A 14417-nucleotide genomic window follows, 5' to 3' on the forward strand; every position below is an offset into this window, starting at 1 on the left:
GCGTGGTCGGGCTCACGAGCGAAACCGGGGCAGCGAGTGGGTCGATTGCATCAGACCTCGGGGAGCCCACGGGAATCGTCGGACGAGTCGGGTTCGGAGTAGGTGAGTCCGCTCGCTGCCGAGAGGAGTCGCTTGGTCGCGGCATGCTCGGGATCGGTACAGAGTCGCTCTGCTGAGTTCGACTCGACGATGCGGCCATCGCACATCACGGCGATTCGATCGGCGAGGTGGCGGACGACGCCGAGATCGTGGCTGACGAGTACGAACGCACAGTCGAGCCGTGCCTGCAGGTCGAGTAGCAGATTGCATACCTGCGCGCGAACGGAGACGTCCAGTGCGGCCGTCGGCTCGTCGAGGACGACCACGGACGGCTCGAGCGAGATCGCACGCGCGAGGGCGACGCGCTGGCACTGGCCGCCGGACAGTTGGCGGGGTCGGCGGTCGGCATGGCGATCGTCGAGTCCGACGAGGGAGAGCAACGAGGCAATCCGTTGGCGTCGGCGCTCCCGACTCCAGTCAGCCTCGCGAAGCGGTTCTTCGATCGCCGTCCGGACACGCTGCCGGGGATCGAGACTCGAGCGTGGGTGCTGGAAGAGTCGGCCGACGGCGGCGAGGTGCTCCTGTGACCGATTGTCGACTGTCCCGATGGGGTCGCCATCGAACCTGATCGTCCCGGCCGTCGGGGACTCGAGGCCGGTGATCAGATCGATGACGGTCGACTTCCCTGCACCGCTTTCGCCGACGAGGCCGAGGGTTTCGCCGCGACGGACGGTGAGTGAAACGTCGTCGACGGCCCGGACGTGTCGTTCGCGGCCGCGCAGGCGCGAGAGCCACGAGTCGTCGGCCGGATACCGCTTGGAGACGTCCCGAAGCTCGAGGAGTGGCCCCTCGTGCTCGGTCGTCTCGTTGCCGAAGGTCGACGAACTCGACGCGGAGGAGCCCGGATTCGATAGCTGAGAGCGGTCCCCAGCGGCAGCGGCTGCCGTCCCAGCGGACGGTTCGGTCGGCCGAGAGCGGTCTCGGCCGGCGTCAGCAGTCGAGGGCGACCCAGTGAGTGGGCCTCCAGTTGCGGCCTCGATCGCCGTGCGTTCGCTACAGTGGACCCGACCGTCGGTCTCGATATCGACCGTCGGAAGGGCCGTCGTTTGGCACGTCTCGGTCGCATGAGGACAGCGGGGCGCGAACGGACACCCGGCCGACTCGGCAGTCGGGTCCGGTACCGTCCCGTCGATGGTCGGAAGCCGCTCACCTGGGGGCGTTCCGTCTATCTTACAGGAGAGCAGTAACCGCGTGTACGGGTGGCGTGGGGCCGTGAGCACGCGGTCTGCGGAGCCGGCTTCCATCGCCGTGCCGGCGTACGCAACCACGACCCGGTCACAGTACTCGCCGACGAGTTGCAGGTCGTGACTGACGAGCAGCGTCGCCAGGTCTCGCTGGGCAACGAGTTCCGCGAGCAACTCGAGAACGGCCGTCCGCGTCGTTGCGTCCAGTGCCGTCGTCGGTTCGTCGGCGAGCAATAGGTCGGGATCGGACGCGAGCGCGACGGCAATGGAGACGCGCTGGGCCTCACCGCCGCTCAATTCGTGTGGATAGCGCTCGAGGTAGGCGGGATCGTCGAGGTCCACTTGTTCGAGGAGTTCGAGCGCGCGTTCGCGACGGGCACGACCCGCCCTACCCCAGTTGCGTGGATCGAGCCCCAGCGCCCCGCGGAGCGAGCGGTCCTCGGGACGGTCGGCGAGCCGCAACGCTTCCTCGAGGTGGAATCGGACGCTCCGCGTTGGCGTCAACGTCGCCGAGGGATCCTGAAAGACCGTCGAGAGCCTGGTCGCGCGGATGCGGCGGCGACGCTCGGCCGGGAGCGCGCGCAGATCGGTGCCGTCGAACGTGACGGTACCGTCGACGCGCGCCGCGTCGCCGTGGAGGCCGGCGATCGCGCGCACGGCAGCTGATTTGCCACAGCCGCTCTCGCCAACGAGCCCGACGATCTCGCCGGGCGCGACCGACAGTGAGAGCCCGTCGACGGCGCGGACCGTCCCGGTATCGGTATCGAACCGCACGCGCAGGTCCGAGACATCGAGCAACGGCTCACTCACGGCGGTTCACTTCCGTTCGAACGTCCCGGGAGTCGGTCCGATCGGCTGGATCGAGCGCGTCCCGCAGGCCATCACCCAACAGGTTCGTGCCAAGCACTGCGAGGACGATCGCCAGTCCGGGCGCGTTGACCAGCCACGACGCCTCCTGCAAGTGGTGGCGACCGGTCGAGAGCATGGTCCCCCACTCGGGCGTTGGCGGCTGTGCTCCGAGCCCGAGGAAAGACAGGCCGGCGGCCGAGAGGATGACGCCGCCGAGATCGAGCGTCGCCAGCACCACGACCGGACCGGCGACGTTCGGCAGGACGTGGCGGCGGAGCACGCGACGCCGTGGCGCACCGGTCAGCCGCGAGGCCGCGACGAACGGTCGCTCCCGTAACTCGAGGACGCTCGAACGGACGATGCGAGCGTAGCGCGTCCAGCCGACGGTGGCGAGCGCGAGGGTGAGGTTCGTGAGACTCGGCCCGAGCACGCCGGCGACGACGAGCGCGAGGACGATGCCGGGGAAAGCGAGCAGGATATCGACCAGCCGCATCAACGCCTCGTCGAGCCGGCCGCCACAGTAGCCCGCGACGAGACCGACGGTGACGCCGATCGAGAGCCGGACCGCCGTAACGAGGAGGGCGATACCGAGCGTGACGCGGGCACCATAGAGGAGCCTGGTGGCGACGTCGCGGCCGAGCTGATCGGTGCCGAGGGGATGGGCAAGCGACGGCCCCTGCAGCCGAGCGGCGAGTTGCTGTGCGTTCGGATCGGACGGAACGAGAACCGGCCCGACGGTCGCGAGGAGGGCGAGCGTGCCGACGACGACCGCGCCGACGACCGCCGACGGGTTCCGCCGGAGCGCACGAACTGTCGGACGCTCGAGCCACGCCGAGACGCTCGAGCGGTAGGTCTCGAGTGCGCTCACGCGCGATCACCTCGCAACGAGACGCGGGGATCGAGACGGCGATACGCGAGATCGGTCAGCAGGTTGACAATGACGAAGGTGACGCCGACCACGAGCGTGGCCCCCTGAACGATCGGATAGTCGCGAGCGAAGACGGCGTCGACCACTAGCGTGCCGAGACCGGGTCGCTGGAACACCACTTCGACGACGACGGCACCGCCCAAGACGGAGCCCAACTGGAGTCCGACCATCGTCACGACTGGCAAGAGGGCGGTCCGAAGCGCATGGGCGACCACGACACCGCGTTCGGCAAGTCCCCGGCTGCGGGCCGCGTCGACGTACGGTTCCGCGAGTGTCTCGAGCAGTGACGAGCGGACGAGTCGTGTGAGGAGCGCGGCCATCCCGCTCCCGAGCGTCAGCGCCGGCAACACGAGATGGGCGAGCGTCCCGGCCCCGTAAACGGGGACGAACTCGAGTCGGAGCGCGACGCCGATAATGAGGAGGTAGCCGAGCCAGAAGTTCGGCATCGAGACACCGATCAGGGCGGCGATCTGGCCGAGATAATCGATCCAGGTCCCTCGATAGATGGCACTGAGGGTGCCGACCGGGACCGCGATGACGACGGCGACGAGAATCGACACGCCGGCGAGTTCGACCGTGTTCGGGAGGTGCTCGACCAGCAACTTGAGGACAGTACCGTCGCCGTAGTACGATCGACCGAGATCACCGCGCACGACGTTCCCGAGCCAGTCGATGTACTGGAGCGGGATCGGTTCGTCCAGTCCCTGTTCGGCACGAAACTCCGCGACCGACTGTTCGGAGGGCTGACGGCCGTGTCGTTCGGCGAGTATCGTCCGTGCCGGGTCGCCAGGGGTCAGATGGGTTAGTCCGAACGTGAGGACCGTAACGCCGAGTAAGACGACGGCGGAACTCGCGATTCGCCGTAGCAGGTAGCTCATGGTACGGTTGGATCGGTGATTGCGCAACGGCACTCGCGCTCGGTCGCCGTCGCGGTTGTGGTGTCGAAAACCAGTCGTTCCATCGTTACTGCCTCCGTTCGCTCTCGGTGAAGTCGATCAGTTTGTCGATCGGGTGGAGTTGCGGTGCGACGATGTCGGTCTCGTGGGCAAGCACGTACTCGCGATAGTACAGCGGGAGCACGACCGCGTCGTCGACGACGCGTCGCTGGACCGCACCGTAGGCCTCGCGTTTCGCTTCGGACGAGTCCGCCTGGTAGCCGTCCTCGATGAGCCGATCGACCTCCGGACCGGGATTCATCACGCCGGTTCCCTCTTGTTCGTACAGATCGCGGTTGTCACTGCCCAGCGAGTGGAACATCGCCCGGATGAGGTAGTCCGACGCGGCGCTGTTCGATCCAAACGAGACGATCGTGACGTGGGCCTCGCCGCCGACGAACCGCTCCCTGAACGCCGCCGATTCGGCGCTGGTAATCTCGCTGTCGACGCCGATCTCGTCGAACACGTGCTGGAGCCGCTCGGCGACGGTCCGATCGTCCGGCTCGTCGCCATCGATCAAGAGTTCGAGCGTCTCGCCGGTATACGCCGAGTCCGCGACGAGGTCGCGGGCCCGGTCGCGGTCGGGCCCATGTGTCGGAAGGTCGTCGTGGACGGCCCACGGGATCTCCGGCGAGATGGGACCACGGGCGGGATCGCCGATCCCCTCGAGGACAGTGTCGACGAGCCGTTCCTGGTCGATGGCGTGGGCGAGCCCCCGCCGGAACGTCCTGTCGTCGGTCGGTTCCGCGTAGATGTTCACTGCCCCGAAGCAGGCGTGGGGCGCTCGCTGGGTCGCCACGGTCGTCCCTGCTGCCGCCTCGAGTTGGGAAACGGCGCTGCGTGGCGGGCCGAGAGCGATATCGGCAGCCGCTCCCTCGAGCGCCTCGGTGCGGGTGGTCGCGTCGCTGACGACCTCGAACCGGAGTCGGTCGACGGTTGGGGTGGTGCGCCAGTGATCGTCGTAGGGGACGAGCGTCACGTCGTCGCCGTCGCGGTCCGCGAGTCGAAACGGTCCCGTCCCGATCGCGGCGCTCTCGTCCACGTCAGTGTCGGGATGGACGATCCCGAAGTAGCTGTGTGAGATCGATCCCGGAAACGTCGGAAACGGTTCGGTCGTCTCGAACGCGACGGCATGGTCGGCGAGTGCCCGCACACCGTCGGGTTCGACGTTGATCCAGCCAGTCGCCTCGTGGTGGTCGATCAGCGTTTCGAACGACGAGACGACGGTCTCGGCCGTCAACTCCGCACCGTTGTGAAACCTCACGTCCTCGCGGAGGTCGAACCGCCACGTGTACTCGTCCATCCGTTTCCAGTCGGTCGCGAGCAGCGGTTCCGGTTTCATCTCGGCGTTCGCTCGGACGAGCGGCTCGAACACCTCGGTGTAGTATGGGATGACGCCGCCGTAGACGCCCCAGTTGCCGTCCTGTGACGTCTCAGGGCGAGCAACCGTTACTTCGGCTCCGTCGGACGAACCGGTGAGACACCCCGCCATCGAACCGATACCGACACCGATGCTCCCGAGAACGCGCCGTCTCGAATGACTCCCACGCATACTATCGCCGCTCTCGACACGCGGCTGCCGGTGATTCCCCGTCCGATCCGTCTCCTGACTCGTTGCCGATCGTCTCGCGACGAACGGATCCGTCTACGTGACTCGTGTTCTTCACAAGTGAAATTGTACAAGTGAAACTTTATTTTATTAACGGTTCGAATCGATCGGAGCTGTCGCTTGGCATCGATCGAAGGCGACACTCACGGGCGACCGGAGCGATCCAGAAACAAAATATCGGGCAGTAGGACCGCTCAGTCCCCGGTTCCGTACTCGTCAAGTGACCGATCGGTTCCGTTCGAACGGTGACGCGTCGCCAGTCCGGCGAGATGTGGGGTCTCGGGGACGATCAGTTCCGTGCAGGCGGTCTCACAGGCGCTTTTGCTTCCGGGGAGACAGAAGACCGGCGTATCGACGGCGATTCCCGCCGTCGCGCGCGAGGCCATCGCCCGCGTACCGACTTCCTCCCACGAGAGCGATCGGAACAACTCGCCGAACCCGGGCAACTCGCGCTCGAACAGTGCGGACGTCGCCTCCGGTGAAACGTCGTCGGCGGTGACGCCGGTACCGCCGGTGGTACAGACGACGTCGATATCCCGGCGCGCGACCAGCCCCCGGACCGCGGTCCGGATCGCCGAGTAGTCGTCCCGGACCAGCAGTCGTTCCTGAATCTCGTGGCCCTCGGCTTCGAAACACGCCTGAATGGTATCGCCACCGGGATCGTCGGGATCGTCCTCGCCCGCGCGCGAGCTCGAGACGGTGACGATGCCGACGTAGAGCGGGTCGATGACGTCGTGGCCGTGAGCGTCGGTACTCCGTCGGTCGTCGCTATCACTGGACATGTACGCACGTCACTGCCGGAAGACGATTAATCCCTCCCCCGAACGGCAGCAGATCGGCTGCCGGTCGGTCCGAGCGAGCGACAGCCCAGTTATCGCGACGGGTATCGCGTTGGATCGCGTTTCCAGGAAGGAGACGGCTCTCCCGTGACCGTAAGTTTCGAAGAAGCGCCGAAGCCAGGACTCGAACCTGGGACAACCTCGTTAACAGCGAGGTGCTCTACCATCTGAGCTACTTCGGCTCATCCTGTGATAGCCGGGTGCATTTGATAGGGCTTTCGTTTTGCCTGCATCGGGTTCGACACCCTTTCACGCACTGCTCGAGTACCCCTACCCGATGAGCGAGGAGGACGCAGACGGCGACGAACCCGCCGAGAGAGACGGGCATCGAGACGTCGAACACGTCGTCGCCGAGGTTCGAGCACGGGTCACGCCCGACGAGGACGAACGGCGACGCCTCCGCGAGGTCGCCGACCGGCTCATGGATCGGGCCGAAACCGCGGCGACGGCGCTGTGTTCCGACGCCGACGTGTTGCAGGTCGGCTCGACCGCACGCGACACCTGGATCAGCGGCGATCGCGACATCGACATCTTCGTCCGATTCCCGCCGGAACTCGACCGCGAAACGCTCGAGGAGTACGGCCTCGAGGTCGGCCACGCGACCCTTCCGGAGGGTCACGAGGAGTACGCCGAACATCCGTACGTCAAGGGAGCGGTCGAGGGGTTCGACATCGACGTCGTCCCCTGTTTCCGACTCGAGTCGGCCACCGAGATCCGATCGGCCGTCGACCGGACGCCGTTTCACACCCGGTACCTGCAACAGCGACTCGACGACGACCTCGCGGGCGACGTCCGCGTTGCCAAGCAGTTCCTCACCGGAATCGGCGTCTACGGCAGCGATCTCCGAACGCGTGGCTTCAGCGGCTATCTGACCGAACTGCTCGTCTGCGAGTACGGCGGCGTTCGAGCGCTACTCGAGGCCGCGGCCGACTGGCAGCCGCCGGTCGAACTCGATCCCGAAGCCCACGGCCACACGACGTTCGACGATCCGCTCGTGGTCATCGATCCGACGGACCCCGAGCGCAACGTCGCGGCCGTCTGCTCGTCCGAGAACGTCGCCCGGTTCCAACACTACGCCCGCGAGTTCCTCGAGACGCCCCGGTTCGACCTCTTCGAACCCGACGAGCCCGCCCCCCTGTCCGAATCCGAACTGCTCGGACACCTCGCTCGCCGGGGCACCACCGCCGTTGCGATCCGGTTCGACGCGCCCGACCTCGTCGAGGATCAGCTCTACCCGCAGCTACAGAAATCAGTGACGGGAATCACACAGGGGCTGAACGATCGCGGGTTCGACGTCTTCCGATCGACGGCGATCGCGGACGAGACCGCCGTCGTCTTCGCCGAACTCGCGGTCAGTGAGCGCCCCGCAGTCGAACGCCACGCGGGGCCGCCCGTTCACGTTCGTGACCACGCCGAGGGGTTCTACGACACCTACGCCGACGATGCCGACGCCTACGGTCCCTTCATCGAGGACGGCCGATACGTGACCGAGCGCGAGCGGGCGTTCACTACCGCTCGCGCGTTTCTCGAGAGCGATCGCCTGTTCGACGTGGGGCTCGGCGCACACGTCGAGACCGCACTCGAGGACGGCTACGAAGTCCTGCTCGACGAGGAGGTCACCGCCCTCTTAGAAGCGTTCGGAACGGAGCTCGCGGCCTACTTCGATCCGCGTCCCTGAGTCCGGCCGGCCACGCGGTCCAGTCGACCAGTTCTACCCGTCCATACGGTCTGCTGTACGTCAGCGACGGTGTAACCCATGACAGCGGTTACACCGATCGTTACAGCAGACCGTCTCAGTCGCCCAGCTCCGGCTCGAGGTCGTGGGCCTCGAGGACGTCTTCGAGGACGGATTCCGCGTTGTCGCCGAGTTCGTCGTCGTCGGGTTCGATCGGCTCGCGACCGTCGAACGTTTCGTGGACGATGGCCACGCTGTCGGCGAGCACGTCCAGCCCGTAGCCGCCCTCGAGGACGAACGCGAGCGCGGCGTCGGTGTCGTCGGCGAGGGATCGGACGCGGTCGCTCATGAGGGCGTAGGCCTCCGTCGAGAGGCGAATCCGGGAGATCGGATCGTGGCGGTGGGCGTCGAAGCCGGCGCTGATCAACAGCAAGTCGGGATCGAAGTCGGTCAGTGCGGCGGTGATCGGCCCCTCGAGGGCGGCCAGGTATTCGGCGTCGTCGGTTCCTGCCGGCATCGGGACGTTCATCGTCGTCCCCTCACCGTCGCCGTCCCCGATTTCGTCGATCGCTCCAGTGCCGGGATAGAGCTCCTTTTCGTGGAGCGAGACGAAGAAGACGTCGCCCCGATCGTAGAAGATGTCCTGCGTCCCGTTGCCGTGGTGGACGTCCCAGTCGATGATCGCAACGCTGTCGACGTCGTACTCGTCGTGATCGAGCGCGTGCTGGGCGGCGACGGCGACGTTGTTGACGAAACAAAACCCCATGGCGTTGTCGTACACCGCGTGATGGCCCGGCGGACGGCCGATCGAGAACGGCGTCTCTCGTCCCGTTGCTCCCTCGAGGGCCTGTTCGGCGGCCCAGCAGGCGAGCCCGGCGCTTTGACGGGCCGCGTCCCACGTTTCTTCGACGGCGGTGGTGTCGGGATCCCAGCTGCCACCGCCATCGTCACAGAACTCCCGGACGGACTCGAGGTACGCCCGCTCGTGGACGGCCGCCATCGTGTCGAGTTCGCAGGAGTCGGATTCGACGTACTCGACGCCGTGTTTTTTCTTCAGCCGTTCCCGAATCGCCCGTAGCCGGTCCGGCGACTCGGGATGGCGCGAACCGGGATCGTGTGCGAGACAGAGCTCGCTGTAGCCGAACTGCATTTGCTCACTCGAACAACGAGAAGTACGTCTCGATGTCGTCGTCGGTGATCGTCCGCCGATCGGCGTGGTGTGCGAGGATCGCGGCCGCTCGGGCGACGTTGTCCGCGTAGTCCTCGAGGATATCGGCTAGCGCGATGCGTGCGTCCATCGAGACGCGATATCGGTCGTCGATCTCCAACCTGGCGATGCGGTCGACCGGTGCAACCGGGAGCTCGAGCTCGTCCTTGTCGACGACCCGATCGACGCCGAAATCACCAGCCATCAACGTCTTGCGTCCGTCCGTCGTCGCCGTTTCGGCGGCGTCGATCGCGAGTTCGCTCCCGTGTTCCTGAATCCGTGTTGCGAGTTCCTTCGACGCGTCGGCACTCACCCGAAGATCGCCCGCGTTCCGCCGGATGATCGTATCCACCGGGGCGAACGGGAGTTCGACGTTCATATCATGATAGGCGAAGCTAACTCCCTTAACGCTTTTCCTAGACTGCGATGAGGTTGCTCGCGGCGTCAAAACACGTCGTTTGCCTCGAGACGGCCATCGTGGACGATCCCTCGGGCGGTTACCTCCTCGCCGAGGCCGACGTCGACGTCGGTCACGACGCTCATCGTCGTTTCGCCGTCGTCGAGGACGACCGGATCTCCCGCCTGGACGACGACGCCGGTGAACTCGAGTTCGTCGCCGTCGGCTGGCTCGTCCCCACCGGTCTCACCGCTGGGGGTGTCGCCGGTCTCGGCCGTGGGGTCGCTGGCCGACGCCGTCGAGTCGGTCGAACCCGGACCGTCCGCCGTCGATCCCCCGTCGGACTCGTCGTCGCCGGCAAACGCCGACAGCCCCGCGTTTTGGTCGCTCGAGCCGTCCGCATCCGCCTGGCTGCTCCCGGAGCCGGCGGACTCGGATTCCAGTACCGTAATCGTCGACTGCCACCCCGCGGAGGCCTCGAGGTCGTCCTGCCAGCCGTCCTGAATTTCGACGTCGCCGAGCGCCACCTCGTCGCCCGGCCCCACGTCGATGTCGGCTTTCTCGCCCCAGAGGGCGACGCGGATGTCGTCGGTCGCGTCCTGGACGCGGATGTTGCGGACCTGTCCCTCCGAGCCGTCGTCGCGGTCGAAGGTGCGCTTGGGATCCGCCGAGCGGACGACGCCCGCGATGTCGACGACCTGATCGATCTCGAGGTCCTCGATGGGGGTGCTCTCGGGGACGTACTCGACGTCCTCGTCGACTTCCTCGACCGCACCGCGATTGCCGACGTGGAGTTCGAGGCTGCCGTCGCGATCCTTGACGTAGCCGTCGATCACCTCGACGGTCGTGCCCGCCTCGAGGTCCGTGGCCAGATCGGCCTGCTCGTCCCAGAGCGTGACCCGGATACGGCCGGTCGAATCGCCGAGCACGAGGTTCGAAACCTTCCCTTCGGAGCCGTCGTCGCGGTCGAAGGTGCGGACGCTGTCGGTGTCGAGAAGCAAGCCCACGAGATTGACGTTCGAGAGGCCAAGCGAGAGGTCCTCGACGGTGTACGTATCCGAAACCTGTACCTCGATCTCGGTGTCCGGATCGGGTTCGACGTTGTCGACGCTGATCTCGACGCCACTGAATCCCTCCTTGGGTCGGCCCTTGATCCGCAGCACCTGCCCCTCCTCGAGTTCCTCGATGGCGGCCTCGGCGTGATCGTCCCAGAACGCCGCCCGCACCGACCCGGTCTCGTCTGCCACTTCGACGTTGACGACCTGTCCGTCCTCGTCCTCGCCGTCGCGTTCGAAGGTCCGTTTCTCGCCGATCGAGATCACCTTGGCGACGAACTTAGCCTCTTCCATTCCGGGCTCGATGTCGGCGATCCCGCCGACCTCGCTCTCGCCGACTTCGTGAGCGACGAGCATCGCCGCCGTCTCCTCGTCGGCGAGTCCACCCATCTGCTCGACTTTCGCCTCGACGGCCTCGCGAAACTCCTCGAGAGAAACGTCGGCCTCGAGGTCCTCATATACGCCCTCGATGTCGCTCATTCTATGCTCGTGCATGGGTAGCCCGCGCATAAGCGTTATCCATTCGGTGTCCCGCTGCTGTGGCGCGTTCGGGATCGACAGCGCCTCTACACGCCGTATGTCGGGATCCCGATCCTACAAAAACGGTTCGTCGTGGCCGTGCGTCGCCGAGACGCCAGCGGGTGAGCATACACGATGCTGGCCGCGCCACGACGGATAAACGTCAGTATGGTCGGGATCGGTGCGATGGGACTCGGCACCCGACTACTCGTCGGGATACTTGGGCTCTCGTTTCTCCGCGCGCTGGAGTGCCGTCTCCACCACGTCGCGAACGTCGCCGTGGAAGACGTCCCCGTGACCCGCGTACATGTGCTCGACGCCGGCAGCCTCGCTTCGCTCCTCGGGCATGCGCTCGAGGAGGTCCCGAACGCTCTCGATGAGTCGCTCGCGGGACTGACCGGCCATGTCCGTGCGACCGAAACTGCCGTAGTCGAAGGCCCCGTCGTCGTGGACGACGACGTCGCCGGAGAACAGCGACGAGTCGGAGACGAGCGAGACGTGATCGTCGGCGTGACCCGGGGTGTAGACGACCTCGAACCCCTCGTCGCCGATCGTGACGGTGTCGCCGTCGTCGATCGCGTGGGTCCGCGTCGGATGCTCGGCGTAGGCGTAGACTGCGGGATCGAACGCCTCGACCACCGCCTCGAGCCGGGCGACGTGGTCGCCGTGTTGGTGGGTCATGACGACGGCCTCGAGCTCGTCGGTGTGCTCGCGGATTTCGTCGACGACGCCCTCGACCGCGCCGGCGTCGACCAGCGTCGCCGTTCCGTCCTCGCCGACGGCGAGGTAGGCGTTGCAGGTGAACGTCTCCGCGTCCTCGGTGACGTGGTGGACTTCCATACGCTGACAGTGGACGGCGGACGGCAAAAACGGTCCCCTCGAGGACCGCTGAGAAAAAGGGTATCCTCGACGACGGGACGGTATCCTCGACGACGGAACGGCGATACCGTCCGCCACTGTCTGGCAGCGACGGTATTGGCGGATATATTCGATCGGCGAACGATCCGTTCCAGAGGCGCTCCCGAACGGGATGGCTGGTTAGGGAACCCCAATAAACTGGTAACCGCGGAATTTTTCAATCGGAATCTCGTATAGGACACCGTATGGGATTCGGGAGCTACGACGAATCCGAGCAACAGGAAGTCGACGCTGATTTTGACGACGACGACGCGGTTCAGTCGGGAGAGAACAGCCACAACGGGACCATCGAGTTCGAAAACGGTGCGTCCAGCGACGAACTGCTCGATCGGCTCAAGGAGATCAAAGACGAGAGCGACTAGCGGATGAAAGACGGGGTGCGGGCGCTGGGCGTCGCCGAATCGTATCGGGGCGATGCCGATCGCGGCCGGCAGAGCACGCTGGCCGGGGCCGTCGTTCGCGCCGACCGCGTCTGCGACGGCCTCGCGTACGGCTCCTGTCGCGTCGGTGGGGCCGACGGAACCGACGCCGTCATCGATCTGATCGACGGACTCGACCGTCCGGACGCCCGGTACGTCCTGCTCGGCGCCGTCGCCCCCGCGTGGTACAACCTCCTCGCGCTTTCGCGCATTCAGGCAGCGATCGAGTGGCCGGTCATCGCCGTCACCTTCGAAGCCAGCGACGGCCTCGAGGCCGGCCTCCGAGACGCGTTTTCCGGCCCCGAACTCGAGGCACGGCTCGCGACCTACCGAGCGCTGCCCGACCGGCGCGAACTGTCGGTCGACGGCGAGACCGTCTACGTCAGGCAGGTCGGCCTCGAGCCCGCCGAGGCCGACGACGTCGTCCGGGCGTTCACGCCCGTCGGCGGCCGTCCGGAGCCGATCCGGGTCGCGAAGATGGCGGCTCGAGCGGCCGATTCGTACGCTCGTTCGTTCGAGTGAACGGGCGCGAGAGCGATCCGTATCGCGAAACCGACTGCGAAACTCGACCCCCGGCGGCTGCGTCCCGAAAGACGTAGGAGGCGACCGATTGAGCCACCTGTATGGGAGAAATGGAGGATCTCTGTGTTACGGAGTGTACGCGCTGTCCGGCGCTCGTCGACTCTCGCAGCCGGATCGTCAACGGTGCCGGACCGGACGACGCCGACCTGTTGTTCGTCGGCGAAGGGCCCGGAGCCAACGAAGACGAGCAGGGCGAGCCGTTCGTCGGCCGCAGCGGCACCGTTCTGGACGACGGGCTCCGAGACGTCGGCCTCGAGCGCGGCGACATCCGCATCACCAACTGCGTGCGCTGTCGCCCTCCGGAGAACCGCGATCCGAACAAAGAGGAACTCGCGAACTGTCGGGGCTACCTCGAGCGGGAGATCGCCCGCCTCGAGCCGGAGGTGATCGTGACGCTGGGCAAGGTTCCGAGCGAGCATCTCCTCGAGCGCTCGGTCGCGGTGACCAAAGAGGCGGGCAGCCTCGAAGAGGTACGAATCGACGGCACGCCGCGGCGACTCCTGATCTGTGTCCACCCGGCGGCGACGCTGTACGACCGCAGTCAGGAGGAGACGTTCGAGAACGCGCTCCAGCGGGCGGCCGAGCTCGCGGGTGTCGCGGACAGCGAGGGGGGCCAATCGCGGCTCGACGGCTTCTGAGCGCACCTCTCGAGTCCGATCCGGCTCTCGATGGAGGGTGTACCGGCAAAACTGTTATTTTCACACAGGCTGTCATTTCGGGTATGTCCCCCGCTTCGGACTCCCCTCCAGCCTCGAATCCGTCGTGGCGGTACGGCGTCTACCTGTTCCCGATTCCGCCGCTGTTGTTGGTCGTCACGTACGCGACAGTGAGCCTGTTTACCGTGGCAGCACAGGCCGAATCCCCGCTGCTAGCGATCGGAGCGTTCGCCGCGACGGTCCTCACCGGCTGGGTCGCGTACCTGATCGCGGCGGTGGTAACGGTGGCGCTGGCCATGGACGCGCTCGCGCTCCGCGATCATCCGGCCTGGAATCCGAATCCGTGGCTCGCGGCCGTACTCGGCGTCGTTCACTTCGGCGGCGCGTTCCTGGCGGTTCCGTATCTCCTCTCGGTGCCGGGAATCAGCTACTACGTGTATCGCCGTCGGCAGTCCGTCGGCGGGGATGGCAACGGCGGTCACGGCGACGAACACGGATCGGTCGACTCGTCGGGTGGCGAGTACTCGACGTGAGAGTAATAGGCGG

General features: G+C 66.4%; 14 protein-coding genes and 1 tRNA gene. 5 read left to right on the top strand and 10 right to left on the bottom strand.

Annotation, left to right across the window (positions count from 1 at the left end):
- Nucleotides 1-50: 50 nt before the first annotated feature.
- The 6 genes from J0X27_RS06215 to J0X27_RS06240 form a co-directional block, all read right to left on the bottom strand.
- Nucleotides 51-2093: a dipeptide ABC transporter ATP-binding protein gene (locus tag J0X27_RS06215; RefSeq protein ID WP_207271526.1), complete on the bottom strand. Its 2043-nt coding sequence runs from the start codon at nucleotides 2091-2093 to the stop codon at nucleotides 51-53.
- The gene (gene nikC / locus J0X27_RS06220; protein ID WP_207271527.1) at nucleotides 2086-3000 is read right to left on the bottom strand and encodes a nickel transporter permease; all 915 of its coding nucleotides are present in this window, start codon (nucleotides 2998-3000) and stop codon (nucleotides 2086-2088) included. Before nikC ends, J0X27_RS06215 begins: the two co-directional genes overlap by 8 nt.
- Entirely contained in the window at nucleotides 2997-3938 is a 942-nt protein-coding gene (nikB, locus tag J0X27_RS06225; protein WP_207271528.1) for a nickel ABC transporter permease, read from the bottom strand. The genes nikC and nikB overlap by 4 nt, the downstream gene beginning before the upstream one ends.
- An 85-nt stretch (nucleotides 3939-4023) precedes the next feature.
- Nucleotides 4024-5547, bottom strand: a complete 1524-nt coding sequence (locus J0X27_RS06230) for an ABC transporter substrate-binding protein (RefSeq protein ID WP_207271529.1) — start codon at nucleotides 5545-5547, stop codon at nucleotides 4024-4026.
- A 251-nt stretch (nucleotides 5548-5798) separates the two neighbouring features.
- Entirely contained in the window at nucleotides 5799-6386 is a 588-nt protein-coding gene (locus J0X27_RS06235) for a MogA/MoaB family molybdenum cofactor biosynthesis protein (RefSeq protein ID WP_207271530.1), read from the bottom strand.
- Nucleotides 6387-6552: 166 nt separating this feature from the next.
- A tRNA-Asn gene (locus J0X27_RS06240) sits at nucleotides 6553-6625 on the bottom strand.
- Nucleotides 6626-6720: 95 nt separating this feature from the next.
- On the opposite strand from J0X27_RS06240, the gene cca reads away from it, so the two are divergent.
- Nucleotides 6721-8121, top strand: a complete 1401-nt coding sequence (gene cca, locus J0X27_RS06245) for a CCA tRNA nucleotidyltransferase (protein WP_207271531.1) — start codon at nucleotides 6721-6723, stop codon at nucleotides 8119-8121.
- A gap of 115 nt (nucleotides 8122-8236) precedes the next feature.
- On the opposite strand, the gene J0X27_RS06250 is transcribed toward cca, so the two are convergent.
- From J0X27_RS06250 to J0X27_RS06265, 4 genes are all read right to left on the bottom strand, one after another.
- On the bottom strand, nucleotides 8237-9268 hold the full coding sequence (locus tag J0X27_RS06250) for a histone deacetylase family protein (protein WP_207271532.1): 1032 nt from the start codon (nucleotides 9266-9268) through the stop codon (nucleotides 8237-8239).
- Between the two features lie 4 nt (nucleotides 9269-9272).
- On the bottom strand, nucleotides 9273-9704 hold the full coding sequence (locus J0X27_RS06255; protein ID WP_207271533.1) for a histone: 432 nt from the start codon (nucleotides 9702-9704) through the stop codon (nucleotides 9273-9275).
- Between the two features lie 65 nt (nucleotides 9705-9769).
- On the bottom strand, nucleotides 9770-11257 hold the full coding sequence (locus J0X27_RS06260; RefSeq protein WP_207271534.1) for a single-stranded DNA binding protein: 1488 nt from the start codon (nucleotides 11255-11257) through the stop codon (nucleotides 9770-9772).
- Between the two features lie 243 nt (nucleotides 11258-11500).
- Nucleotides 11501-12136 carry an MBL fold metallo-hydrolase gene (locus tag J0X27_RS06265; RefSeq protein ID WP_207271535.1) on the bottom strand — a complete coding sequence of 212 codons (636 nt, stop codon included), beginning with the start codon at nucleotides 12134-12136 and terminating at the stop codon, nucleotides 11501-11503.
- 263 nt (nucleotides 12137-12399) lie between these two features.
- On the opposite strand from J0X27_RS06265, the gene J0X27_RS06270 reads away from it, so the two are divergent.
- From J0X27_RS06270 to J0X27_RS06285, 4 genes are all read left to right on the top strand, one after another.
- Complete coding sequence (locus J0X27_RS06270; RefSeq protein WP_207271536.1) at nucleotides 12400-12576, top strand: DUF5786 family protein; 177 nt, start codon at nucleotides 12400-12402, stop codon at nucleotides 12574-12576.
- 3 nt (nucleotides 12577-12579) lie between these two features.
- Nucleotides 12580-13155 (top strand): endonuclease dU, encoded by a 576-nt coding sequence (locus tag J0X27_RS06275; RefSeq protein WP_207271537.1) that lies wholly within the window; start codon nucleotides 12580-12582, stop codon nucleotides 13153-13155.
- Between the two features lie 101 nt (nucleotides 13156-13256).
- Nucleotides 13257-13853, top strand: a complete 597-nt coding sequence (locus J0X27_RS06280; protein ID WP_207271538.1) for a uracil-DNA glycosylase — start codon at nucleotides 13257-13259, stop codon at nucleotides 13851-13853.
- Nucleotides 13854-13936: 83 nt separating this feature from the next.
- Nucleotides 13937-14404: a hypothetical protein gene (locus tag J0X27_RS06285; protein ID WP_207271539.1), complete on the top strand. Its 468-nt coding sequence runs from the start codon at nucleotides 13937-13939 to the stop codon at nucleotides 14402-14404.
- The last annotated feature ends 13 nt before the right edge of the window (nucleotides 14405-14417 follow it).

Source organism: Natrinema longum, assembly GCF_017352095.1.
Classification (GTDB): Archaea; Halobacteriota; Halobacteria; order Halobacteriales; family Natrialbaceae; genus Natrinema; species Natrinema longum.